This window comes from Exiguobacterium mexicanum (assembly GCF_005960665.1).
GTDB lineage: Bacteria > Bacillota > Bacilli > Exiguobacteriales > Exiguobacteriaceae > Exiguobacterium > Exiguobacterium mexicanum_A.
On record NZ_CP040676.1, the window covers coordinates 1333227 to 1356462 of the forward strand.

27 protein-coding genes are annotated in these 23236 nt (G+C 50.7%); 9 read left to right on the top strand and 18 right to left on the bottom strand.

Annotated elements, in window-relative coordinates:
* The first annotated feature begins 21 nt into the window (after positions 1–21).
* Both FED52_RS07270 and FED52_RS07275 read left to right on the top strand, forming a co-directional pair.
* On the top strand, positions 22–1182 hold the full coding sequence (locus FED52_RS07270) for a D-alanyl-D-alanine carboxypeptidase family protein (protein ID WP_029595523.1): 1161 nt from the start codon (positions 22–24) through the stop codon (positions 1180–1182).
* 143 nt (positions 1183–1325) lie between these two features.
* Positions 1326–1805 (top strand): TVP38/TMEM64 family protein, encoded by a 480-nt coding sequence (locus FED52_RS07275; protein ID WP_125318013.1) that lies wholly within the window; start codon positions 1326–1328, stop codon positions 1803–1805.
* A gap of 54 nt (positions 1806–1859) precedes the next feature.
* On the opposite strand, the gene FED52_RS07280 is transcribed toward FED52_RS07275, so the two are convergent.
* Positions 1860–3038, bottom strand: a complete 1179-nt coding sequence (locus FED52_RS07280) for an ISL3 family transposase (protein WP_138859443.1) — start codon at positions 3036–3038, stop codon at positions 1860–1862.
* 173 nt (positions 3039–3211) lie between these two features.
* On the opposite strand from FED52_RS07280, the gene FED52_RS07285 reads away from it, so the two are divergent.
* The 3 genes from FED52_RS07285 to FED52_RS07295 all read left to right on the top strand — a co-directional run bounded on the left by FED52_RS07285 (position 3212) and on the right by FED52_RS07295 (position 6528).
* On the top strand, positions 3212–4435 hold the full coding sequence (locus FED52_RS07285) for an MFS transporter (RefSeq protein ID WP_138859444.1): 1224 nt from the start codon (positions 3212–3214) through the stop codon (positions 4433–4435).
* A gap of 319 nt (positions 4436–4754) precedes the next feature.
* A complete protein-coding gene (gene pyrH, locus FED52_RS07290; RefSeq protein ID WP_138859445.1) occupies positions 4755–5492 on the top strand; it encodes a UMP kinase in 738 nt (245 codons plus the stop codon).
* 211 nt (positions 5493–5703) lie between these two features.
* Positions 5704–6528 carry a GGDEF domain-containing protein gene (locus FED52_RS07295; protein ID WP_138859446.1) on the top strand — a complete coding sequence of 275 codons (825 nt, stop codon included), beginning with the start codon at positions 5704–5706 and terminating at the stop codon, positions 6526–6528.
* An 87-nt stretch (positions 6529–6615) separates the two neighbouring features.
* Here the strand turns inward: FED52_RS07295 and FED52_RS07300 are convergent, their stop codons facing one another.
* Positions 6616–7284 carry a hypothetical protein gene (locus FED52_RS07300; RefSeq protein WP_138859447.1) on the bottom strand — a complete coding sequence of 223 codons (669 nt, stop codon included), beginning with the start codon at positions 7282–7284 and terminating at the stop codon, positions 6616–6618.
* Positions 7285–7331: 47 nt separating this feature from the next.
* A complete protein-coding gene (locus FED52_RS07305) occupies positions 7332–7850 on the bottom strand; it encodes a Rossmann-fold NAD(P)-binding domain-containing protein (RefSeq protein ID WP_138859448.1) in 519 nt (172 codons plus the stop codon).
* Between the two features lie 92 nt (positions 7851–7942).
* Here FED52_RS07305 and FED52_RS07310 point away from each other — a divergent pair, with 92 nt between their 5' ends.
* Positions 7943–8389 (top strand): GNAT family N-acetyltransferase, encoded by a 447-nt coding sequence (locus tag FED52_RS07310; RefSeq protein WP_240731232.1) that lies wholly within the window; start codon positions 7943–7945, stop codon positions 8387–8389.
* A gap of 140 nt (positions 8390–8529) precedes the next feature.
* A complete protein-coding gene (gene arr, locus FED52_RS07315; RefSeq protein ID WP_029595530.1) occupies positions 8530–8946 on the top strand; it encodes an NAD(+)--rifampin ADP-ribosyltransferase in 417 nt (138 codons plus the stop codon).
* A gap of 149 nt (positions 8947–9095) precedes the next feature.
* On the opposite strand, the gene FED52_RS07320 is transcribed toward arr, so the two are convergent.
* The 4 genes from FED52_RS07320 to FED52_RS07335 form a co-directional block, all read right to left on the bottom strand.
* Positions 9096–9338 (bottom strand): hypothetical protein, encoded by a 243-nt coding sequence (locus FED52_RS07320; protein ID WP_165569448.1) that lies wholly within the window; start codon positions 9336–9338, stop codon positions 9096–9098.
* Positions 9339–9393: 55 nt separating this feature from the next.
* Positions 9394–10452: an ABC transporter permease gene (locus FED52_RS07325; protein WP_131472536.1), complete on the bottom strand. Its 1059-nt coding sequence runs from the start codon at positions 10450–10452 to the stop codon at positions 9394–9396.
* On the bottom strand, positions 10452–11312 hold the full coding sequence (locus FED52_RS07330) for an ABC transporter permease subunit (RefSeq protein WP_167491790.1): 861 nt from the start codon (positions 11310–11312) through the stop codon (positions 10452–10454). The genes FED52_RS07325 and FED52_RS07330 overlap by 1 nt, the downstream gene beginning before the upstream one ends.
* Positions 11313–11620: 308 nt before the next feature.
* Positions 11621–12034, bottom strand: a complete 414-nt coding sequence (locus FED52_RS07335) for a hypothetical protein (RefSeq protein WP_035385672.1) — start codon at positions 12032–12034, stop codon at positions 11621–11623.
* A 75-nt stretch (positions 12035–12109) separates the two neighbouring features.
* Between FED52_RS07335 and FED52_RS07340 the strand changes: the two genes are divergently transcribed.
* Positions 12110–12517 carry a hypothetical protein gene (locus FED52_RS07340; protein ID WP_138859449.1) on the top strand — a complete coding sequence of 136 codons (408 nt, stop codon included), beginning with the start codon at positions 12110–12112 and terminating at the stop codon, positions 12515–12517.
* Between the two features lie 41 nt (positions 12518–12558).
* Here FED52_RS07340 and FED52_RS07345 read toward each other — a convergent pair whose 3' ends face one another.
* The 3 genes from FED52_RS07345 to FED52_RS07355 form a co-directional block, all read right to left on the bottom strand.
* Positions 12559–13317 carry a DUF817 domain-containing protein gene (locus tag FED52_RS07345; RefSeq protein ID WP_138859450.1) on the bottom strand — a complete coding sequence of 253 codons (759 nt, stop codon included), beginning with the start codon at positions 13315–13317 and terminating at the stop codon, positions 12559–12561.
* A gap of 9 nt (positions 13318–13326) precedes the next feature.
* Entirely contained in the window at positions 13327–14187 is an 861-nt protein-coding gene (locus tag FED52_RS07350; RefSeq protein WP_138859451.1) for a metal-dependent hydrolase, read from the bottom strand.
* Between the two features lie 219 nt (positions 14188–14406).
* The gene (locus FED52_RS07355) at positions 14407–15402 is read right to left on the bottom strand and encodes a helix-turn-helix transcriptional regulator (protein ID WP_034777546.1); all 996 of its coding nucleotides are present in this window, start codon (positions 15400–15402) and stop codon (positions 14407–14409) included.
* 115 nt (positions 15403–15517) lie between these two features.
* On the opposite strand from FED52_RS07355, the gene FED52_RS07360 reads away from it, so the two are divergent.
* Positions 15518–16363, top strand: a complete 846-nt coding sequence (locus FED52_RS07360) for an alpha/beta fold hydrolase (RefSeq protein WP_138859452.1) — start codon at positions 15518–15520, stop codon at positions 16361–16363.
* A gap of 22 nt (positions 16364–16385) precedes the next feature.
* Here the strand turns inward: FED52_RS07360 and FED52_RS07365 are convergent, their stop codons facing one another.
* The 8 genes from FED52_RS07365 to FED52_RS07400 all read right to left on the bottom strand — a co-directional run bounded on the left by FED52_RS07365 (position 16386) and on the right by FED52_RS07400 (position 23204).
* The gene (locus tag FED52_RS07365; protein ID WP_138859453.1) at positions 16386–16805 is read right to left on the bottom strand and encodes a YhfM domain-containing protein; all 420 of its coding nucleotides are present in this window, start codon (positions 16803–16805) and stop codon (positions 16386–16388) included.
* A 73-nt stretch (positions 16806–16878) separates the two neighbouring features.
* Positions 16879–17295: a YhfM domain-containing protein gene (locus tag FED52_RS07370; RefSeq protein WP_138859454.1), complete on the bottom strand. Its 417-nt coding sequence runs from the start codon at positions 17293–17295 to the stop codon at positions 16879–16881.
* An 81-nt stretch (positions 17296–17376) separates the two neighbouring features.
* Positions 17377–17664, bottom strand: a complete 288-nt coding sequence (locus FED52_RS07375; RefSeq protein ID WP_138859455.1) for a hypothetical protein — start codon at positions 17662–17664, stop codon at positions 17377–17379.
* A 107-nt stretch (positions 17665–17771) separates the two neighbouring features.
* On the bottom strand, positions 17772–19190 hold the full coding sequence (locus FED52_RS07380; protein ID WP_138859456.1) for a sucrose-6-phosphate hydrolase: 1419 nt from the start codon (positions 19188–19190) through the stop codon (positions 17772–17774).
* A gap of 18 nt (positions 19191–19208) precedes the next feature.
* The gene (locus FED52_RS07385; protein WP_138859457.1) at positions 19209–20639 is read right to left on the bottom strand and encodes a sucrose-specific PTS transporter subunit IIBC; all 1431 of its coding nucleotides are present in this window, start codon (positions 20637–20639) and stop codon (positions 19209–19211) included.
* Positions 20636–21580: a carbohydrate kinase family protein gene (locus tag FED52_RS07390; RefSeq protein WP_138859458.1), complete on the bottom strand. Its 945-nt coding sequence runs from the start codon at positions 21578–21580 to the stop codon at positions 20636–20638. The genes FED52_RS07385 and FED52_RS07390 overlap by 4 nt, the downstream gene beginning before the upstream one ends.
* Before the next feature lie 110 nt (positions 21581–21690).
* Entirely contained in the window at positions 21691–22680 is a 990-nt protein-coding gene (locus FED52_RS07395; protein WP_138859459.1) for a LacI family DNA-binding transcriptional regulator, read from the bottom strand.
* Between the two features lie 47 nt (positions 22681–22727).
* The gene (locus FED52_RS07400; RefSeq protein ID WP_138859460.1) at positions 22728–23204 is read right to left on the bottom strand and encodes a GNAT family N-acetyltransferase; all 477 of its coding nucleotides are present in this window, start codon (positions 23202–23204) and stop codon (positions 22728–22730) included.
* Positions 23205–23236: the final 32 nt, after the last annotated feature.

Below are 23236 nucleotides of genomic sequence, written 5' to 3' on the forward strand. Positions count from 1 at the left end.
ATCACTCAGGAGGGAGTAGTTATGAAAAAACTAAGTGTTGTTTCAACCATTTTAATCATGATCAACACTTTAATCGTTTCGTCCGTTTTCAGTAAAACTGATGACCCTTCCCTGCCAAACGTATCCAGTGAAGCAGCTATTGTCATGGAAGCAACGACTGGAGAAATCCTCTATGAAAAAAATGCACAGTCGCAGATGTATCCTGCCAGCCTAACAAAAATTGCCACAGCCATTTATGCAATTGAAAACAGAAAATTAAATGATATTGTAACCATCAGTAAAAAAGCACGCAATACGGAAGGCACCCGTGTTTATTTGGAAGAGGGAGAACAAGTGACTTTAGAAAAACTGTTGCTGGGCCTCTTAGTCAACTCTGGAAATGATGCCGGCGTCGCCATTGCTGAACACATCAGCGGCAGCGTTGAGTTATTTTCTGCTGATATGAATTTATATTTAGAAGATGTAATTGGCCTGCGGAATACGAACTTCGAAAATCCCCACGGTCTTTTTGATCCCGAGCATGTTACGACAGCCGAAGATTTAGCGAAGTTAACCCGATATGCGATGAAGAACGATGAATTCATGAAAATATTTGGAACAAAAGAACTGCCCTGGAACGGTGAATCCTGGGATACCACGCTTTATACCCACCACAAACTATTAAGGGAAAAACCTTATGAAGGCGTTACGGGTGGTAAAACCGGGTTTGTGCCAGAAGCAGGCGTCACGCTGGCCACGACAGCCAAAAGAGAAAACCTGAATTTAATTGTCGTCACCTTAAAAAGCGACACAGAGGCAGAAGCTTATGCTGACACTATTCAACTTTTGGATTTTGGATTTGAAAATTTTAAAACAGTGAGCATTCCGAAAGAAAGCAGCTTTTTTGCCGGTGATGTGGAATACATTACGCCAGGCGATTTCTTTTATACACACCAAACAGATGAGCAAGTGACAATCGCTGTAAAAGAAGATGGACTATTAAGGATTACTGATCAGGATGGCACTCTTTTGTCTTCTTATCAGTTTCCCGTTGTCAGTGCTTCTGAGACAAACCTTCCTTCTAATTCTGAAGACGTTCGCACATTTTTCCCACCTGGGATTTTAAGTTCAATCTATTTGTTCCTCCTCGTCGTTGGCTTTTCAGGATTAGTGTATTACCGAATTCGAAAAAAGCGGATATAGAACGCACTTCTCTATCTTAAAATTTCATTCAACTGAACTTTTATATACCATCAATTTTTTAAACAGCGCAGGAGGCGGATTATACCATAAACACTCAGTTCCCCGTTTTAGAATTTCTGCTGCTTCTCATTTTCAACATAAGTATGGGTGCAGTTGGCTTTTTCCCAAGCTTTTTGCTCACGTCTCTCAATATCAGTTCTTTAGGGTTAACCATTGGCGTCATCCTTTCTTTGTCGGGGGAGATTTTTGGCGCTATCGTCGGATTTTACCTATATCGATATGGGTTTTCAAAAGTTAATCCAAAGTGGTTAAAGCGGCCGTTCTGGAGGTACATCCAGAGTTCTTCAATAAGCCGCGTCTTCTGGGCAATCATCTTGCTGCGCTTAATTCCTTTTGTCCCATCAGGTCTGGTAACAGCAGGGGCGGCCTTGACGCCCATTCCAGGTGGCTTATTCATTATTGCCAGCACCATCGGTAAAATTCCGGCCGTTTCTCTTGAAGTGGCTGTTGTTTATGGCCTTGTAGAATCCATACATCCCGGTTATCAGTACGGCTTATTTATTTTGATCTTTCTATCGTTTCTAGTGATCTGGGCAAAGAACAAAAGAAAAAATTCTTTGTAATTTTACCCCCTGTTTGAGAAAACTTCGATAAATTCATCCTCTTTTTCTTGCTCATCACCATAACTCGTGGTTGCTATTTTGACGACCGATCTCGAGGCGCAATCTTAAAAAGAATCGCTCGAGGTTTCGATAGCCATAGCCACGGCGTTTGATGAGCTTGATCTTGTTGTTCGTCCCTTCCATCTTCCCGTTCGACAGCCTTGACACGATTGTCTGGCGCATCGCTTGCTCCCGGACCCGGATTGCTTTCGCGATCTTCGCCAGGGGCCCGCACGGATGGAACTGATAACGGTCCAACCAGTCTGTGAGCCGCCGTTGCGACTGTATCTCGCACGTCGCCTTCAGCACATACCGGATATGCTGGAGCCCTTGATAGAGGTTCCGAATGAATGGATCTTCCTGCATACAGGAACGGGCGACCTCCCGGTCTTCCCCAGTCAGCGTTTCCGGGCGACGCGCGAGCGAACGATCGATCACGCGAACGTGGTGATGGCGTCTTGCCTCGTTCAAAAAACGACGCCGTCGGCGAAGGGCGTCCGTGAAGAACTGGATGAGATGGAAACGATCCAGCACATGTTTCGCATCCGGGAAGACATGTTCGACGGCCTTCGCCATCGCCGGTGCAAAGTCACTGACGACAGAACGGACATCCCCGGATACGCCTTCAAGTGCTGCCGAGATGGCTGCCACGTCCCGGCCCGGGACAATGGACAGAAGCTGGCCACTCTTGGCATCGAGGACAATCGTCGCATAGTGGTGCCCCTTTCTCGTGGCGAACTCGTCGACCAGGACATGCGTTGCACGCTCCATCGTCTCCACCGAAGCGTACTGATAGAACCAGCGCTCCACCGTCGTATAAGGGAGACTGTACTCGCGTGCGACATCTGAGATTGTCCGTCCGTGGCAACGTTCTGCGATGCCTTTCCGGAACACCTCGGTGGAGGTGCGGACGAGCCCGAGACCGTAGTCATACACGAACGTCAAATCACAAGAGATGCATCTTTGACGTGGGACATCCAGCTCGATCCAGAGTACACCGACGTTCCACGCATGACCGTGTCGGAAGCGACGTCGCCTTTTCGAATGCAGGACTGTCTTTCTCTGGCAAAGCGGGCAAGGGATGTCATGTCGATCCGGGATGACCGGGAAAACGTTTGGTTCTTCGTCTGAAGACATCTGAATCTGAAAAAGGTCTGGAAGTGGAAGAAGTAATTTGATAAACTGTTGGGACAAAGCGAAAACTCCAATCGTGGTTTGTCTAAGCAACAATTACGATACCGGGGTTTTCGCTTTTTTTCTATGTTCAATTCAAAATCTGATGGATTTTATGCGTCAACCACACCTTATGGTGATGAGCCTTTTTGTGACATACTGTTCAAAATCTACTTTGAACGGGGACGATTGCGATGAATACTTGGAAACACACTTTACTCTTACTAACTGGCGTCGGCATCTCGAACCTCGGCGCCTGGGTGTATTTCATCGCCCTCAACTTGATTGTTCTCGAGATGACGCAATCGCCGTTCGCCGTCTCGGTCCTCTACATTCTGGTCCCGCTCGCGGCACTATGCGCGAACGTTTGGTCAGGCTCGGTCATCGACCGTACCGATACACGCCGCTTGATGATGTGGCTTGATGCGCTCCGCGCCGTCGTCGTCTTCAGTCTCGCTTTCATCGACTCACTCGCGCTCATCTACTTGCTCGTGTTTCTATTGAACATCGCGAGTTCCGTCTTCGAATCGGCCTCCCTCGTCTACATGACCAAGCTCGTCCCAAGCGGTGACCGTCAACGGTTCAACGCCATGAAAAATTTCGTCCAATCGGCCGGATTCATCTTAGGCCCGGCCATCGCGGGATTGTTGTTCATGATCGGTACACCCGCTCTCGCGATACAATTGAACGCGCTGGCGTTGCTCGTGTCTGTCGGAATCCTCTCCCTACTACCGAAGTTGTTCACGGCCCGCGACGAAGTCGAAGTGTTCAACCTGCGCATGATTCTCGATGATTGGAAAACGGTCGTCCGATTCGCATCGACCATGCGTTACGTGACACTCGTCTATGGCCTATTCTGCGTCATGACGATTTTCATGTCGAGGCTCGACTCGCTCGAGGCGTCGTTCGCGACGCAAGTGCTCAACTTTTCTGAGAGTCGCTACGGTTTTCTCGTCAGTGTTGCCGGAGCCGGGATTATCGCTGGTTCCATCATCAACGCGACGTTCAGTGCCCGGCTGACGTTACCGTTCCTAATCAGTTTCGGTGCCATCCTAACACCTGTCGGCTATCTCGTCTTCGCCTTCTCCGAGTCATTCGTGGTCGCAGCGGTCGGATTCTTCCTGCTCACGTTCGCCTTGTCGTTCGCGAACACCGGCTTCTTGTCGTTCTATCAAAACAATGTCCCGACCGACCTGATGGGCCGCTTCTCCGGGGTGATCAACGTAGCGGAGTCCGTCTTGATTATCGGGTTGACGTTCGGCATCGGTCTCCTCGCTGAATATGTCGGGATTCGCTCGACGTATGTCGCCTTTTCACTCGCTTTCTTACTCGTCGGCTTGGTCACGGTTCGGGTCGTGCTAGAACGTTCGAAACGAGGACTGTATGAGGCGGTCGTCGTTGAAGAAAAGGTGTCATGAAGCTTTAGGATATAACAAGTAGCCAATCGTGAAGGCCTTCACGATTGGCTACTTGTATAATCAAAAAACTTAATGAGTCTCGACACCTATTTGATAGATGACTTTCTAAACCATCTCATAAGTTTCGAGAATGAGCTCGACCTCTTCCAACTACAAATGTTCTACATCCTCCAAAGTATCAAGTAAGATTCAGTCCATTTCAAAAATGTCACGGTCCATTGGTCCCCTTTCATTTACAATTGGCCTATTAAAACCATTGCTAATTAATTAGAAAACCTATATAATTTTGGAGATTTGGAATCCGAAAGGGAGTGTAGCGTTGAACAATTATCAAAACGTGCTCATCAAATTAAGCGGAGCGGCCATCGCCGGCGAGGACAACTCAAATTTCGATGCATACAATCTCGATCAAATTGCGGCTGAAATCCTGTCATTGATCGACATGGGCATCAACGTCTCCCTGATGATCGGCGGAGGGAACATCTTCCGAGGCAACATGGCCGACGCATGGGGCATCGATCGCGTCGAGGCCGACAACATCGGCACGCTCGGCACCGTCATCAACAGCTTGATGCTACGCGGTGTGCTGAAAAGCAAGACCGACCGCGAAGTTCGGGTCATGACGGCCATGCCGATTCCAAGTATGGCCGAGCCGTACATCCGACTGAAGGCACTCACCCATCTGAATAAAGGGTACGTCCTCATCTTCGCAGGCGGTAACGGTCAGCCGTTCGTCTCGACCGATTATCCGGCGGTTCAACGCGCGGTCGAGATGCACTGCGACGCCCTGTTCGTCGCCAAGAACGGAATCTCCGGCGTCTATACGGACGACCCGAATCGTTCGAGCACGGCAAGACAATATACGTCGCTCCACTATAACGATGTGTTGCGCCACGACTTGAAGGTGATGGATCAATCGGCACTGCTGCTCGCGCGGGACAATCAGCTCCCGGTCCATGTGTTCGACTTTGAAGAGACGGGCGCGATGAAGCGTATCTGTTCGGGCGAATCAATCGGCACGTTGATTCACGATGGCCAGACCACCCTTGCTACATAACTGACGACACCACCGGCATCTGTGTCGGTGGTGTCGTTTACTTAATCCCGAAGAACGCACTCGCTCCGATTCGAAAAACGATCTCGTCGTTCCAGTCTAATGTTTTATAATGAAGGTGACGGACATCTTTGATTGGTTATTCCGCATATATAGCGGGTAATTGAAGAGGTGGCTCATCGTGAGCCGATTCAAGACAGACGGAGGGGTGAACATGAAGCAATGGACAAATGAATCGATTTATTTGTTCGGTCTCATCGCTTGTATGATTGTCGGTACGATGGCTTATACCGTCCTTTTGTCTGAAAGTAACACCGGTCTTCTCGGCTACTTGATTTTACCCACCATCATACTCTCTTCTCTCATCTTCGGGATGCGAGCTGGGCTGACTCTGTCCGTCACGCTCCTCCTCTTTTTATTCATCTATTTCCGATGGTTCGCGTCCATTTACGAAGCAGGAAACGTTCAGTTTTTTAACGCCAGAGGCATCAGTTTTACGATTCTGCTTCTCGTCATGTCCATTCTGTCTGGTCTCGTTCATCAACTCGTGAAGCACGCCCAACTGTCACGGCTCGAGGCCAGACAGCTCGTAGCCGTCGATTCTGAGACGTGGCTCGATAACGCCGAACGGTTTCGAATGGACTTGAATGCAGAACGAGATCGTCTCATTCGCCACGGTGACGCCTTCACGGTCTCGTTCATTCAAATCCATGAGCTGAGACGGTTCGAGGGACGGTTTGGACGGACCGAGTATGAATGGTTCTTGAACTACTTCAGCGACGAGCTCCATCTGGCCACGAGACGAACGGATCATAAGTACCGCGTCGCCCTAGACACGTTCGCCATCATCTATCCTCACACGTCCCCTGAGGCCGCCCGCGTCGTACATGACCGGATTCGCCCGTTACTCGAACAGTACGAACTCCAAAGCGGTGAACACATGTCGTTGACGCATGAACATACGTTTTATGATGTGAATCGAGAAAATGGAAAAGCGGTCGTTGATGAAATCAATGCGAAAATTTCGTTCACTAGTTAAAATACATCCGATGAAAAAAACCTTGAATGATCCACACTTGATAGAAGTGTGCATTCAAGGTTTTTTTTGTGTGCTCAAATCAACTCATCATACTCTTTGAACCGTTTCGACAGGCGAATCTAGCACTTCGATCGTCTTTAAAACCGTATCGACTATTCGAGTTCGGATATCGTTTTTCGAGAGCAATATCGCCTCGCCCGTCTCATCAAAGCAATACGCGATCGGGATTGAATGGCCACAGTTTCGATACGACCCATCGGCATGGCTCGTCCCGAGAATGATTGAGCGTTGTTGCATCGCGATTTTCTTCGCTTCACCAGACCAGTCCGCGTATTGCTCTTCGCTGAACATGCCGACTCCGATCGGATTAAAGATGATTTGGATGGGTTCTTCCGATTTAAGTCCTTCCAGCCCCATGAAGATTTCTCGACAGAGCACATATCCGTATCGGAGACCGTCGTCAACGACGGTTGACGGCATGAACAGCGGCATCGCCTCCGGTGTCTTGCCACGGTCCAACAGTGTCTCCCCACGCTTGTCGATGATGAGGGCCCGGTCCACGTTCTGCTCGTTCCGATAGCCCATCACGACCGCTGTCTGGAATCGCTTCGCGAGCTCCTTGACCTTGTCCAGATGCGTGACCTGACAATAGCCCTCTGGATACAGAATCAAGTCGATTGTAGGGTTCGCGTTGATGTCTTGAATGAATTGCTCTAGGTGTTGCTCCATTTTGGGTTGGCCAATCAGAATCTTCATATATACAGCACACCTTTCTCACATTTATTTTTTTAGAATCAATATCCTCACTTCGTTGCAAAGCCTACTACATAATGAGTTTTCTTCTCTTGAATCGCCTCAATCACGCCTCCGGCAATCTCTTCATTCGTCAACCAGCGGCGTTCCCCCTTTTCGACCTGATAACCGAGTTGCACTTGGTGATAACGGACGTCTTCAGGGATCGTCAGACCGTTTCTCACATCGCTCGAATTGGTGCGGCTCCCGAGGACATGGAACACGTCCGTGCCCCCGCGCAGTGCTGACAACACACACGGCAAAGCATCAGCTGCGTCCGAATGAATCCAGACAACGACCAGGTCGAAATCTCCATGAATCGCAATCGAACGTAGCAGTGCTTCCTTGAGACGCAATTCGTCCCGATAGTCGACCAATATGGCAGACAGTCGGGCGGACGCTTGTTCGGTCAATCGGCTCATTTTCTCGGCATCCCGTCCGATGATGGACACGTGATAACCAACCTCTGCTAACCAAAGGGCCGTCCCCGCCAGCATGCCGCTGCCGCCGATCACTAACGCATGTTTCACGATGTATCTGTCCCTTCTGTCCGTTTATATGTGTGGAAAGGAATCCTGACTTAAAAAAGCGAAATCTACATTCAACATTATCTCAAGGAGGCATGATTCCCATTCCATCTACCATCTATTCCATCAAACCAATCGATTCGCCACACGAACTCGATGAATCGTTCCCAGTCATGAACCAACTGCGCACCGACCTGACGCTCGACACGTATCGTGAGCTCGTCGCCGCCATGCGACCGCAAGGCTATGAACTGTATGCGTTATACGCCGACGATGCGATTGTATCGCTTGCGGGGATTGAGCTCCGCGTCAATCTATATCTCGAGAAACACGTCTTCATTTACGACCTCGTGACGTGCGTGAACCATCGCTCGAAGGGATATGGCGAGATGTTGCTTCACTTCATTCATGAATACGCACGCGACAGTGGTGCCAAATATGTCGCCCTCGAGTCCGGACTGGCAAGGACCGAGGCGCATCGCTTTTATAAAGACAAGATGGACTACGCCATCACGAGCTATTCGTTCCGAAAACAGCTTTGAATTCTATGTAACAAAAAAGGAAGAGCCGAACGCTCTTCCCGTCTTTATTATATCGCGATTCTCGAACCAAAAACAGACTGTGTTCTCCTAAATCCATCCACTATACTGTGAAGACAGCCTGACTGAAGGAGAGATAAAGCATGACCGATGACATGAAACCGCTCGACCCCGGCCCGTTTTTCCACGGAACGAAAGCCGAACTGAAACTTGGAGACTTGCTTGAACCGAAGCGACGCTCGAACTATCAAGACAAGCAGTCGAACTACATCTATTTCACGGCCACTCTCGACGCCGCCAAGTGGGGAGCCGAACTGGCGAGCGGAAATGCGCGTGAACGAATCTACGTCGTCGAACCGACGGGCGACTTCGAGAACGATCCGAACTTGACGGACAAGCGCTTCCCCGGAAATCCGACCCGGTCGTACCGGTCGAACGCCCCGCTCAAAGTCGTAGCCGAACTCGGGGCTTGGGAACGCCACCTTGACGATGTGATCGCGCATATGCGCGACTCACTTGAGAAACTGCGACACGCTGGAGAAGATATGATTGAAGACTGACACGAAGTAGATACACCTTGAATAAATCGTACAGGAAGCGCTGATATTCTGGAGAAATCGATTATAACAAGCTTAATGCATGGATTAATCGAGTCAAATCACAATCTGAAGATTAATTTATCATAGGTTTCTCATAATATTGAGCGAATTCAATCACTATGACTGGCTATCCGTCTTGATGAAAAGAAAGTAAAAATCCCACTCGCGATGGCTGAGAACACAATTTTAAAAAGAGAGTTGTGAGTAAAACCATCAATCACATATCCCTTCAGCTTTTGCAATAAAGCGGCTTCCGGAATCCAATCAATCACATAACCGATTCCTAACATTGAAGGAAGACTCATTAACAAGTACACCGAGACAAAAACGAGCATAAACGACTTCGTGTTCACCATCTTTACCTCCTTAGTTTTACGATAATCAAGTACTAAAAGAAAGCGGATGACATCAGTGTGTGATGCCGTCCGCTTTCTTTTGATTCATCTTTTGAAATGAGCCATCCGCATGCACAAGTGTGAACGGCTCGGCGAGCGACGCGGCCGCTGCCTCGGCTTGAGACATCGTCTCTTCCGTGATGACCGCTTCTTGTCGCCGTAACCGAAACGCCCGCTCGAGGCGACTCGTCAGCAAGTTACTGAGGAAGACGAGCATCGACAATCCAATCGCAGGGACGAGGAACATGTGACTCGTCATCCAGGTCGTCGCCGTGAACTGCTTGAAATAATAGCCGAACATCGACGACCATTCAAACAGTGTCGGCATCACACCTTCGAATAAGTAAATGGTCCCTCCGAAAAAGACGCCGAACAAGGACAGATGAATGAGTAACATCAATGTTTGCACAAACTGTTGCATGAAGACGATCACCATCGTCGGGACGAGGTGCGGCCACAGGTGTCGCCTCACTCGATGCCAGACGCTGCCGCCTAACGTCTCGGCGACAATCATAAACTCTTGTTGGAGCAACTGCCGGATTTCTGTAATCAAGTACAGCGTGACGGCAGGTAGACCGAGCAACACGAAGACCGTCAATTGAAGCGTCACGCGATCAACTAGCGGTGGCACCATCGTCGAGTCTGCGAACAACAGGGACGAAAACAGCATCATCATGGCAAGAAGGGAAATCGGTAGAATCAAAAACCCATCTAACAGCATTTTAAAGATTCGGTTCACGCGCGCCCCGCGAAACGCGAGTGGAATCCCAATCAATAGGCCGAACGCCATTCGTCCGAGCGCAACAATCGCACAAATACCAACCGTCCACTTGAAGCCTTCAATCATCATTTGGAACAAATCGTTCCCGGCCCGGTCGGTACCGAACCACTGATCTTTCGAAGGTTCGAGTGGCGGGATGCCAATCAACCGACCTTCGTCGGAGTAACGGTTCAAGAATTGATCGACTTGGCCATCACGGAATACGGTATTGCCGATACTGAGTAACAACAAGCTGACAAATATCACGAATCCAATCATAAATATCGGATCGCGCAGGAGTGCACGACGCATCAGATCCCTCCTTTCCAGGCATTCGGAATGAGCCATTCCGCTACTAAATCCAATAGGAAGATCGGGATATAAACGACCAACAAGATGACGAGCAGAATCGGCATGACCGGGTTATAGACGGCGAACCGGAAAATACCTTGGACGTTAAACAAATACTCGATAATCAACAGACTCGATAGCACCGTGATTAAGTTCGAACGGAAAAAGAGGTAGAAGCGATACACCAAATTCGGCAGCAAGTGTCGCCAGAACAGGGCGGCCGGTCGGACGCCTTTGGCCCGCGCCAGTTCGAGAAACAACGACACTTCTTCCTCGAGGATATGTTTCGTCAACCATTTAAGGAAGAAGAACAGAATCGTGAGCGTCAACGTCACGATTGGCAAAAAGCGTATGTATTCGGCGAACCCACCTGCGACTTCAATTCGATCGAACCCTGTCTTCTTATAAATCGTGATGGCAAGAAATTGCGAGAAGATGAGCCAAAACAAATCTGGGATCATCTCGAGCGTCAGGCTCGTTTGCTGGAGCACCGTGCGCACGCGCTTCCCGCTCCGATAAAAGAAATAGGTGTACATAAGGGCGAACACAACTGAGACAACAAGTGATGTCGTAAAGATAATAAGCGTCTCTTTCATGAGCGGACCGAGATCTGGCAATAACGGTAACTCGCGTTGTGCGGTTACGTTGTAGTATGTAATCTCGTCGAGTTTCGCCAACTGACTGAATTGTTGTTGAATCCCGTTCCAGTAATTTGATGGCACGAACTCGAGTTCCACGACGAGTGACGGCAAGGCACTGATTGCAATCAATACAAATAGCGTGATGAAAAACTGAGCCGATTTTTGAGCAATCCAATTCATCCGATTCTCTCCTTTTGTGACATGAGTTTCTATTCTCTCAATGATTAGCCGCCTAAAACACAGTCAAAAAGAACTCTCTCCAAAAATAAAACATTTTCTCGATACAAAAGTAAAATAAAACCATATGTGTGTTTTTTGATTCTATCACAGTAATATTGTAAATAATAACAATATTCAAAAAATAAAGAGGTGAATTATGCTATCTTTAAATTACGCACATACTCTGAGACAACTTTAAATGTGCTAGCTACATTGAACATCCCAATCAATAAGCAAATAAAAAAGTAGTCCTTCATGAAAGGAACACCTTAGTATGTTGAAAATAGAACGTCACCATCTTCAGACCGTAACTCATAGTCGACGAGCGTCTTCAACTCCTGCGTGAGCGTGATTGTGCATTCATATTCAATACCAGGACCGAACGGGATATCGGGACGATTGCGCGTTTCGTGCGGTACGCCATTCAAATATACATCGATATCACGGGCTTTAGCACCGTTATCGATTACATAGCACATTCCCGTCTCTGTCTTGTAGCGACTATGAATCCGATCATATGTATCTGGAACCGTCACGAGCAACACTAGAATGACTAGCACGAGCGATCCAATAGACGCAAACAACTTTCCTAACTTTCGTCCTCTCCACCATTGGACGAAATACATGATCGTCGCACCCATAAGTGCGAGCGCAATACACCAAAACCCAATTATATCAATCAAACTTATCACCTCATCTTTTTATACGGGTGCTGCCAGACAAAGTTTCATCACCATTTCATTTTCAAGGAGACCTTCATGACACACTTTCTCAAAGTACAAAACCTCTCCATCCTGCTCGCACTCTGCCTACTTTTAAACATTCAACTACTCGCCAACAGCGGACGGATTCATTTGTTAATGGGTGATGCATATTTTCCAGCCATCACTATAATCGGCCTTGTTTCACTCGTCTTGTTCACGCGAGTCATCATCAAACGTGTCAGGCAACTCGCCACCTCTACTTGGAATCTATCGCTCTACGTCCTATGGCTCCCTTATTTGACGCTGTTCACATACGTCTGGACACGGATCGTCCCCGCTCCGAATGAAGCGGCATGGCCAAGTCGGGTCGTCGGGCTATTGATCATCGCGCTCACATTCACGTTCCCGCTCTATGTGTTCATCGTCCATATGGTCGCCCGCTCCAAACAACGAACGACGTAACCAAAAAACGTGTGCAACCCGAAGCGGGTGCACACGTTTTTTCATGAGAGCTCCTGTCTTCGTTTCTGCCACGCCACGAGCAAGATGCTGATGATGACGAGCAGGAACCACGACGACAGCTTGCCGAGGTCAACGAGCGCCCAACCGCTCAACTGGTTCGGATATGCCCAACCGTTGTAGAACGTGACGATATTTTCCGCGAACCAGATGAAGCAGGCAATCAAAAAGAAGGCGACGACGACGGGCATCGTGAAACGGCGGTCGTCGAGCCGGTACGTGACGATGGCACGGCCGAAGACGAGAAAGACGAGACCAATCAACACCCAGCGCAAATCGAGCCAAATGTGATGCCAAAAGAAGTTGAAATAGATGGCGATTCCCAGGCCGAACGCGATGAGCGGTGGAGGCATCTTGAGAAACTCCAAATCAAGGCGGCGCCACGACTGGACGACGTAGCTGCCGACGCTCGCATACATGAACCCCGCATAGAGCGGGACGCCGAACCATTTCGTCAACGCCTCGTCGGGATAGCTCCATGACCCCATCTGGACTTTGAACAGCTCGAGGCCGAGCCCGATAACGTGGAACCAACTGATGACCTTCACTTCTTCCATCGTCTCGAGCCCGGTCTTGACGAGCACGACTTGGACGAATAGGCACCAAATGAGGAGGACGTCGTAACGCGGAATCGGAAAGTCGAACCATTTCGTCAACGCGAGCGCCCCGAAGATGGCGACCGGGAAGATGCAACTGAGTGCCTGTTCGTAACCGAAGATGAACAAATAACGGATGCGCCGCATCGTAATCACCTACAATTCGATGTATTCGTAAAGGAATGACGACTCACCGTCAAAGAAGCGCGGATCGTAGAGGCCGAGCCGCTCATCATCCTCGACGACGACAACGAACGGGGACCACTGTTTGAGCGTGATCGCTTCTTTATTTTCGGCGAAGAGCGGATTCAAATCGGCATCGTCCGCACTCGTCAACTCGTATTGGACCTCGGGTTCTTGATAGACCGAGTCACTGTAAATCGACACCGACTCATCGGTCTTTGTGACGACCGTGAACTGGGTCGGGATGAACGAGGCCGACAGCACCACTTCATCGTGATCGGCGGCATACGACTGATACAAGTACGCCCCTTGCGCACTTTGAATCAAGACGTGCACGACGATCGCTGCCCAGGCGTAGCGATACACCGTATGACTGATGTCAGTTCGCCGTGCGATCAGCCAGGCGACGAGGAAAATGCCCCAATAGACGAAATCAACGATCGGGATGACACCGAACGTGACCCGGACATCCGATAACGGTTCGAAGTAACCCGTCCCCCAGGCGTTGAACAAGTCTGCCGTGTTATGGATGAACACGGACAAGAGCGCCCACCAGAAGTAACGGATATCGGTCACCTTGAACAAGAGGCGCACGAGTATGTAAATGAGTAGCGCGAACAACGGGACGAGGAAAATCGAATGGGTGATGCCGCGGTGCCACATCTGATACATCCCTTCCGTGTCCCATAACCGCGAGATGACGTCACTATCTGGGATTTGGCTCCCGACGAGCGTCGTGACGAACAAAGCACGTTTTTCGTTTTTCTGAAGCTCTCGCTTGTCGGCCGCCCCGTAGAGCGTCAGACCGAACAGCGTATGTGTGATGGTGTCCACCGGTCTCCTCCTTTTGGACGGAAAAGACATCCCCCTCATGACGAGAAGGATGTCCGTCCTAGCTTATTTCTCTTGGTCCATTTTCATGGCGCGTCTTGCGACGACAGCGACAAAAATGACAGCGACAATCGGAATGATTAATGGCATCCAATCTAACATCCGCCTGTCCCCCTTCTACAAGTGTCGCAAGCAGTATATCATACCTTCATTTCAATCGTTTCAGTGAATGCTCGCCTTCGCATATCGTTCGGCCATCGCCTCGATCGTCTCGCGCAAATGGTCGCGGAGGGTGATCGGTTCGAGCACCTCGACTTGCGTGCCGAGCGACAAGAGCCAGAAGACGAACCCGTCGGATACGGCCGCATCGAAGCGGATGAGGAAGCGTTCTCCGTCTTGAGTAATCGAGACGTCTTCGCCGAGCTTGTCGAAGATGACCGGGAGGACGCGCTCGTCGACGGCAAGGACGATTTCCTCGTCGAGCCCGTTGTACATATTGAACGACTTTTGGAAGTAGTCATCCGGCAAATGATGTTTCATGCGCGGCGTATCATCCTCGACAATCTCTGAGTTGACGATGCGGTCGACGCGATAGTTTCGGATTTCCCCGATCGACTCATCGATGCCAATCAAATAATATTGCTCATGGTTCCAGTGCAGGTCAATCGGATTGACGACATAACGCTCGCCGTCACGGCGAAGCGGGAACGTTCGCTTCGTGGCGTCAAAGCCGACGACGTCCGTATATTGGAACGAGATTGCCTTTTGTTCTTGGATCGCGCGCTGGATGCGATCGATATGGTAAGGAATCTGTCCGTGTTTCTTCTTCGGTGTCTTGATGATCGACTGGAGCGTTTCCGCTTCCGGAATACTCGTCAGTTTTTGAAGTTTTTCGACGATCCGCTCTGTCACGTCCTCCGAGATGAACTTCGCCGCGACGATGGCGTCGACCATCATCCGGAGCTCATGGATTTCAAACAAACGGGCCGAATGCCAATATTTTTTGGCGAGGCCGTTCTTCTCGAGCTCATCCTGCACCTCGAACCCCGAATCGGTCAATGCTTGGATGTCGTCTTTCACTGATTTTTTTGCTAACTTAGAAGTATCTCCGATCGTAGATAAATATTCGAGCAAGTCTTCTAACGTCTTTGGATGATTATCATCTGTGTGGCGTTCGAAAAACCGTCTCACCTCGAGTAACCTTTCTCGGTTGTTCACGGTTTAATCCCCTTTCACTTCTCTATGTAAAATATGTATAAACAGACAGTAGCATGTTATTTCCATGAAATAAAGGTATTTTCCATTACAAATCGTTTAAGGAGGCCCTTCCGCAGTGAAACATTACGCGCACGTCAACGGCACGAAAATCGAATATATGGACCGCGGTCACGGTCCGGTCATCGTTCTGATTCATGGGACCCAATCATCGAGCCTCGAACCGTACCATGTGGACCGGCTCGTCGTGTCCGGTTTTCGGGTCATAGTCCCATCCCGTCCCGGCTACGGTGAGACTCCGTACTCATTTTCGGCTTCACCGCAAGCGTTCGCCACCAACCTACGTCGTTTGATGGAAATCATGGCAATCGATCGGTATCACGTGTACGGCATTTCGGCCGGTGGCCCGACGGCAATCGAGCTCGCATCGCAGAACGACCACGCGCTCAGCCTGACGCTCGCTGCCGCTGTGACGAGCGTCGTCGACTTCCCCTATCGGCAATACATCAGCCGTAACGTCGCCCAGCCTGCGTTCATCGCGCTGCAATTTGCGATGAAACAGTTCGTCGCCCGCGCCATTCAAAAACAACCGTTCGAGGCGACGGCCCGCATGATTCAATCGACGAGCCTGCTCGCACTCGATGTCATCCGCGACGAAGTGACCCCGTACGATATCTTCCTATTGAAACGAGTCGCTAGCCAAATGGCGTTCGGTCTCGGTGCCCAGTTCGACCTGCGGCAACAAGTGACCGATGAAGCGCTGCTCGGGGTGACGTGCCCGACGTATATCGTCCACTCCAAAAATGACAAGGCCGTGCCGGTCCGCCACGCGCATCACGCGAAACGGCTCATCCCGCACGCCCAGCTCACCATCTTGAACAGCCCCGGCCATTTGATTTGGATTGGTCGTCAAGCACGGAAGAGCGAGCAACAGATTGAACGCTTTATCCGCTTCAACTCATAAGACGCCATTCTAGGCGTCTTTTTTAGTCGCCTGGTTCGAGCAGATTGATCAATTTTTCCGTCACGTCAGCCGGAAGGCGGTAGCCGATATTTGTGTCGTCCGCGTCATAAAGACTGCTTACCGACTTCGCATCATCGTTGAGCCAAAGGTAATAGCGGTCCGTCTCCCCGTCCTCGAAGCGGATTTCGATATCGTATTCCGGCCCAACCACATTGGCGACACCTGGAATTTCGTCTGCCTCACGCAGCATGTCTTCGAACACTCGAATCGATTCCGGTTCGTCGAACGTGACGATATCGCGCTCTTGAAAACTGCTGAATCCGTCCGATTCCGAGACGCGGACTTCTTCAATCCCATCCGTCCGAAAATCGTTCGAGCCACAACCGGTCAACGTAAGGGCTAACGTGAAAAGAGCAAAGACTGACATATGTCTTCGTTTCATAAAAGGGGGTCCTTTAACTGTGTTTGGTAGCTATACGTAATTCAAAAAAAGTTACACATCACACGTCAATCACTTACTCGTCCACCCCGAGCACTTGAATCAACTGATTCGTCATATCTCTCGACACGCGATAGATGAGATGCGGATGCGTCACATCCATCAAAAAGCTCGGTTGATGTTTCTGTCCGAGCCAAAGATGATACTGTGCCATCATCCCGCCCTTCCAATGAAGCTCCAAGTCAAAGTCCGGTTCCCCGTGAATGGAATCTTCGAGCGCATCATCTGCATTACGCAGCATGTCCGCGAACGATCTCACTTTTTCGATTCCATTGAACATGATGAAATCTGTCTCATTGAACGAACCAATTCCTGACGACTCAGCAACTCTCGCTTGAATCATCTCTTCTCTATTCAACTCATTCTCCTCTGAGTTCATAAATGCTTTGAACATCGCCGAAGCCCCTGTGAAGATTGCCCGATCTAGTTTCATGTCCATCACCCCATTCATGTTGATCGTTATCTTTTACGAAAATCCGGACGAAAGGTTTCACAAATTTTGACATCGGATCATTCAGGCCTGTTTTCGCATTCGCTCCAAGAAAATCGGCAATATGTTCAATAGAATCGAGATGCTCGTTAAGACCCACCACGCTCGTCCCATACCTGGTATGACATCCGCCAACGCACTCCAATCCTCCGCTTCGACCCAGACTGATAAATAGCTGTAATCTGCACACACCGTCAATGCGGTCAAGGACAACGCAATCGCCATCGGTAGCTTATAGTCTTTCCCGACGCTGAACGTATACAAATTGACCAGTGTCGCCCCAATCGCGAGCAATCCTAAAACCATCCACATGTAAACCATCCCCTATACCATATGTAATTTATTCCCTATTTCTAGAATAGCATATAGAGTTCATTCTGTAGGTAAACAAAAAAGCCAAGCCGAAGCTCAGCTCTTCCTTATTGATACGTCCAACCGGTCAGGCTCGCAGTCGCGCCTTCGTAACGCAACTGTTTCTCGAGCTCGCTCGGGAAGACACGGAGCGTGGCGACCGCCTCACCGTCATTGACGAAGCATTCGACACTTGACGAGTCGACGAACACGTGAAGCGACGTCACATGAATCGCTTTCGTCCGTGTCGTGCCAAACTCGGTCGCGAACGGCTCTCCGGCATTCGTCCGGTCGATCGTCAATTCGCCTGCCGTCGCGTCGTAACGAATGACGAGTGACTCATTCTCGACCTGAAGCAGGTCGAGCGTGAAGTCTGACCCATCCGTTTTCACCTCAAGCTCATACCGGTCCGGTGTCGCGACGCTGATTGATGTGCCGGACGCGTCGAGGAATGTGTCTTGGCGAAGCGTTGTCATCTCCGCCACCGGACGCTGCTTGAGCATCCCTTCCTCAATTGTGAGCACACGCGGTAACGTCAAGGCGTGGGCCCAACCGAAGCGGTCCGTCGGATACTCGATTTCAGGGAGTCCCATCCAACCGACGAGAACGCGTCGTCCGTCCTGTTCTGTCGTCTGTGGGGCGTAAAAATCAAACCCGAAGTCGAGCTCCTCGAACGCTCCGTGGGTGAATGTTAACGTCTCAACGTCGAGCTTGCCGATCAAGAACCCAGACTGATAGATGTTGTGATAGCGATGCCCGTCCGGTTCAATCCCTTGCGGCGAGAAGACGAGGACGTGCTGCCCGTTCAGTTCGAACACGTCGGGACATTCCCACATGTAGCCGAACGAATCGAGTCCCGTCTTGATTTCACCGAGGAACGTCCAGTCATCCAAGTCGACCGAGTGATACAAGACGACGCAACCCGTCTCGTCCGTACGTTGTGCGCCGACGACGGCGTAATAGGCGCCGTCCTCGAGCCACACTTTCGGGTCACGGAAATGTTCCGTGTACCCGGCCGGCACGTCCGGAATCGCGACATTGCGACGTTCGATCTTGCCATCCCGCAACACGCCGATCACTTGCGAGGTGTGACGCGTCCAGTCATCCGTCCGGTGATTGCCCGTGTACATGACGTGGAGTTCCCCGTCTTTCACGAACCCGCTGCCTGAATAGGCACCGTGTGAATCTTCGGTCGTCTCCGGGACTAACGCCACCCCGCGGTCCGTCCACGTGACGAGGTCGGGTGATGTGACATGATACCAGTGTTTGAGACCGTGTACCGGTCCGAGCGGGAACCACTGATAGAACATGTGATATTCCCCGTTGTAATACGTGAATCCGTTCGGGTCGTTCAGGAGTCCCGTCGGCGGTTGGATATGGTATCCGAACCGCCACGGGGAAGCTGCCGTCTTCGTGCGGAGCGTCTCCATCTCGAGGGCACTCACGTCACGTAACGAGCGGTAACGCTCTGCCTTCGTCCAACTCATAACATCACTTCCTTTTCATTATGCTGCTTGTTTGACTGCTTCTTTTTTCGCTTGGCGTTTCGCGAGCACGAACGTCAATCCGAAGGCAACCGCGAAGGCGATAGCCATACCGATGATATACGAGACGATTGACGCTGGTGCGATTGAGATGATCCCTGGAAGACCTGCCGCACCGAGGGCAACGGCGAGGACTTCACGTCCGACGATGAACGCCGAGGCGACGCCTGAACCGATGATGGCCGCGATGAACGGATAACGAAGTTTCAAGTTGACCCCGAACATTGCCGGTTCCGTGATGCCGAGGAGTGCCGAGATTCCAGATGCTGAAGCGACACCTTTCATCTTTTGGTCACGTGTCAAGAAGAAGACAGCGAGTGTGGCCGCACCTTGCGCGACGTTCGACATGGCTGCGATTGGGAAGATGAATGATCCACCCGTACGTGCGATATCGGCAAGAAGCTGTGTCTCGATGGCGATGAAACTGTGGTGCATCCCTGTGATGACGATCGGTGCGTACAAGAGACCCATGACGAGACCGCCGAAGAAGCCGAGTGAGTCGTACGTCCAAACGAGACCGTCGATGATCAAGTTACCCGCTTCGCGTGTGATCGGTCCGACGAAGGCGAACGTGACGAACGCCGTAATGAGGAGCGAGAGGAGCGGTGTGAGCAAGATATCGAGTGATGCTGGCATGAATTTGCGAATATTGATTTCAAGTTTCGACAAGATATAAGCGGATACGAGGACCGGTAACACTTGTCCTTGGTAACCGAGTTTCTCGATTTCAAAGCCGAGAATGTTCCAAACCGGGATATCACCGACCGTTGCTTGCGCATAGGCGTTGACGAGATCCGGGTGAACCATGATCATCCCGAGCGCGGCGCCGAGGTACGGATTACCCCCAAACCGCTTGGCGGCGGAGAACCCGATCAAGACGGGCAGGAAGACGAAGGCGGCGTTCGCGAACGTGTTGATCATCGCGGCGAGATCGGCGATGCCTGGGTACTGATCGATGAGTGAGCTTCCTTCGAAGAACAAATCAGGTGCCGTGAGCAAGTTGTTGATCCCCATCAAGAGACCGCCGGCGACGATGGCCGGGATGATTGGGACGAAGATATCAGACAACATTTTGACGAACTGTTGGAGCGGGTTGCCTTTCTTCGCGCCGGCCGACTTGACGTCGCTTGTCGACATATCGCCGAGGCCTGTCAATTCAGCGAACTCAGCGTACACCTTGTTAACCGTACCTGCACCGATGATGATTTGATACTGGCCACCGGTCGAGAACGTTCCTTTGACGACGTCGAGGGCGTCAAGTTTCTTCTCGTCGACTTTCGATTCGTCGTTCAAGACGAGGCGGAGCCGGGTCGCGCAGTGGGCCGCGGCGGCGACGTTGTCTTTCCCGCCGAGAGCCTCTAAAATCGCTTCTGCTTCTTGTCTGTAGTTCATGCTGGTTTCCCTCCTAGCGTTTCAAGTACGCGTTGTTGTGTTGGTATGGCTGGAATCGCGCCGTATGCCGTGCACGTCAATGCGCCGGTCACGTTCGCGTATTCAATATCCTTTAGTAAACGGTCGTCATCGATGCCTAGAGTCGCTAAGCGATACAAGTAGGCGCCGACAAAGGCATCACCCGCTCCCGTCGAATCGACGCTTTCAATTTTCACTGAAGCGATGACGTCTTTGACATCTTTCGTCGCAATCAGCGTCCCGCGCGAGCCGAGTGTGATGGCGATTCGTTTCGCACCCGTTTCGAGAAGCGACGCGATCGCTTCGTCTAAATCGTCAAGCCCGGTCAATAAATGCGCTTCCTCCTCGCTCAACTTGACGAAGTCTGCTTCGGCGATGAAGTGGAGCGAATCTTGTTTGAACGCCTCGAGGTCGGTCACAAGCGCGTCACGGTAGTTCGGATCGAACGAGACGAACAGGCCGTCACGCTTGGCGAACTGGAGCAGTTTGAAATAAGCGTTCTTTAACTCACCGTCGAGGAGTGCCGTCGCCGATCCGAAATGGACGATGTCCCCAGGCTTGAAGGCCGACAAATCAATCGACTCGAACGCATAATCGCCGTCGCTACCGCGGCGGAACGTGAAGTCCCGTTCCCCGTCTTCTTGAATCGACACGAACGCGAACGTCGTGTCACCTTCCTCAACTAGATTCTCGACGCCGACGCCGTTGTCGACGAGCGTCTGTTTTAAAAATCGTCCGAACGGGTCTGCCCCGACTTGACCGAGGAAACTCGAATTTCCTCCGTGTTTACTGACGACTGCCGCGACGTTTGCCGGTGCGCCCCCTGCTTTCTTTACGAATGTCGTCCCGTTGACGAGGTCGCTCGATGCGTCCTCGCAAACCCAATCAATCAATAGTTCACCAATGCAATGTACGGTGTTCATCCGTCCACCTCCATGTCTGAATGTCGTGCTTCGTATCACTTATCGAACCGGTTCCAAAAACGAATAAAAAAATGTTGCGGAACCGGTTCCGCAACACAAATGTAATCGATTTAATTTAAAATGTCAACGCTTTCTCGCAATTTTAATTCAAAAGTTGTGAACGTTTTCATTGGGATGGTTTCGCCTGTTAACAATTGGAGAATCATGTCAGCCGCACGAGACCCTGTCCGACGGTATGGAAGATGCACCGTCGTGATCGCTGGATGGAGCACTTCGGTGAAATCATAGCCGCCGAATCCGCTCACCGAGATATCCACCGGCACCGATTTTCCGCCATTGGCGAGCCCTTTCAAGACACCGAAGGCGATGTTGTCGGTCGCACAGACGATGAGCGTCGCGTCATCGGTCGCCTCGGCGATCCGTTTCCCAATCGGGATGGCGTCGTCAATTTTGAACGTCGTCGTATACGTCGTTACGTTCGCGCCTGCTTCTTTGAACGCATGCAGAAAACCATCGCGCCGTGCCTGTCCGACGGCGATGTCGTACGGACCGACCCCGACATACAGGACATCACGGTGCCCCCAGTCCATGAACTGCCGTCCGAGAGCGTACGCCGCGTCGAAATCGGGATAAACGAGGCTATGGACGTGTTCATGCTCTTGACCGATCAATAGGACCGGAATTTGGATATCGTTGATCGCCTTCAAGTGCCGCGGCGTCACGGTCGTCCCGAGCCAGATGATGCCGGCCACTTTCTGTTTTGCCAAGTTATACAACTGCTCGATCTCGCGTTCGGTCTGTTGGGCCGTGTTGACGACGAGCATTTGATAACCGCGCTCGGTCAACCGCTCGTCGATGCCCATCATCGTACGCGAAGCCGCATAGGAATCAAGACGAGGGACGATGACACCAATCATTTTCGTCTGTTTCGACTTTAAGCTTTGCGCAAACTGGTTCGGTTCATAGTTCGTCTCTTGAATGACCCGCTCGATTTTCTCGCGTGTCGCTTGTCCGACCGAACCCCCGTTCAAATAACGAGAGACGGTACTTTTGGCGACCCCGGCCAGTTTGGCGATGTCGTTGATTGTCACTTGTTTCATCGGTAAAACCTCCATACGAAAAAACTGACGCGTCAGACGCCGTCAGTTCAGTGGTTGATTACATATCGCTTTTTAAAGTTTAAATAGTAAAGGCCGTTCCGTTTCTCGAAGCCGTTCTTCTCAAGGACACGGCGTACCGCTTCCTGATGTGGACTCGTCGGCGGGATGCCGGCGCGGACGGTATGTCCTTCTCTTAAGTCGGATTGTTCGAGCGCGAGGCGCAAGCCTTCTGTCGCATAGCCATTGCCCTTGAAGGCGTCGAACACCATCAAATCGAGCTGATAGACGCGAGCGAGTTTCAAGAGCAACACTTTTCCGACGATTTGCCCGTCAACGAGGAGATCATAATAGAAGTCCTCCCCATAACTATGCTCATCGGCCGAGTATACCTGCTCTGCCCCCATCTCGACAAAGATGCCTTTTAACTCTTCGGCTGAGATGCCGTAAGAACTTTGACCATATTTTTTAAAATGCTCATATTCGATCTCATCAATCTGACGAATAGGTTGACGCACGATTTCCATCCCGTGCCCTCCTTAACAGTTATCTCATAGTC

Excerpts from the sequence above, each read along its gene's own strand:
- FED52_RS07345 (WP_138859450.1), bottom strand. The coding sequence starts at position 13,317 with ATGCGGCGCATCCGTTATTTGTTCATCTTCGGTTACGAACAGGCACTC.
- FED52_RS07390 (WP_138859458.1), bottom strand. The coding sequence starts at position 21,580 with ATGAACACCGTACATTGCATTGGTGAACTATTGATTGATTGGGTTTGC.
- FED52_RS07295 (WP_138859446.1), top strand. The coding sequence starts at position 5,704 with ATGAAGCAATGGACAAATGAATCGATTTATTTGTTCGGTCTCATCGCT.
- FED52_RS07330 (WP_167491790.1), bottom strand. The coding sequence starts at position 11,312 with ATGAATTGGATTGCTCAAAAATCGGCTCAGTTTTTCATCACGCTATTT.
- FED52_RS07375 (WP_138859455.1), bottom strand. The coding sequence starts at position 17,664 with ATGTGGATGGTTTTAGGATTGCTCGCGATTGGGGCGACACTGGTCAAT.
- FED52_RS07310 (WP_240731232.1), top strand. The coding sequence starts at position 7,943 with ATGATTCCCATTCCATCTACCATCTATTCCATCAAACCAATCGATTCG.
- FED52_RS07380 (WP_138859456.1), bottom strand. The coding sequence starts at position 19,190 with ATGAGTTGGACGAAGGCAGAGCGTTACCGCTCGTTACGTGACGTGAGT.
- FED52_RS07270 (WP_029595523.1), top strand. The coding sequence starts at position 22 with ATGAAAAAACTAAGTGTTGTTTCAACCATTTTAATCATGATCAACACT.
- FED52_RS07340 (WP_138859449.1), top strand. The coding sequence starts at position 12,110 with ATGACACACTTTCTCAAAGTACAAAACCTCTCCATCCTGCTCGCACTC.
- FED52_RS07395 (WP_138859459.1), bottom strand. The coding sequence starts at position 22,680 with ATGAAACAAGTGACAATCAACGACATCGCCAAACTGGCCGGGGTCGCC.
- FED52_RS07285 (WP_138859444.1), top strand. The coding sequence starts at position 3,212 with ATGAATACTTGGAAACACACTTTACTCTTACTAACTGGCGTCGGCATC.
- FED52_RS07385 (WP_138859457.1), bottom strand. The coding sequence starts at position 20,639 with ATGAACTACAGACAAGAAGCAGAAGCGATTTTAGAGGCTCTCGGCGGG.
- arr (WP_029595530.1), top strand. The coding sequence starts at position 8,530 with ATGACCGATGACATGAAACCGCTCGACCCCGGCCCGTTTTTCCACGGA.
- FED52_RS07400 (WP_138859460.1), bottom strand. The coding sequence starts at position 23,204 with ATGGAAATCGTGCGTCAACCTATTCGTCAGATTGATGAGATCGAATAT.
- FED52_RS07325 (WP_131472536.1), bottom strand. The coding sequence starts at position 10,452 with ATGCGTCGTGCACTCCTGCGCGATCCGATATTTATGATTGGATTCGTG.
- FED52_RS07275 (WP_125318013.1), top strand. The coding sequence starts at position 1,326 with ATGGGTGCAGTTGGCTTTTTCCCAAGCTTTTTGCTCACGTCTCTCAAT.
- FED52_RS07365 (WP_138859453.1), bottom strand. The coding sequence starts at position 16,805 with ATGAAACGAAGACATATGTCAGTCTTTGCTCTTTTCACGTTAGCCCTT.
- FED52_RS07370 (WP_138859454.1), bottom strand. The coding sequence starts at position 17,295 with ATGAAACTAGATCGGGCAATCTTCACAGGGGCTTCGGCGATGTTCAAA.
- FED52_RS07300 (WP_138859447.1), bottom strand. The coding sequence starts at position 7,284 with ATGAAGATTCTGATTGGCCAACCCAAAATGGAGCAACACCTAGAGCAA.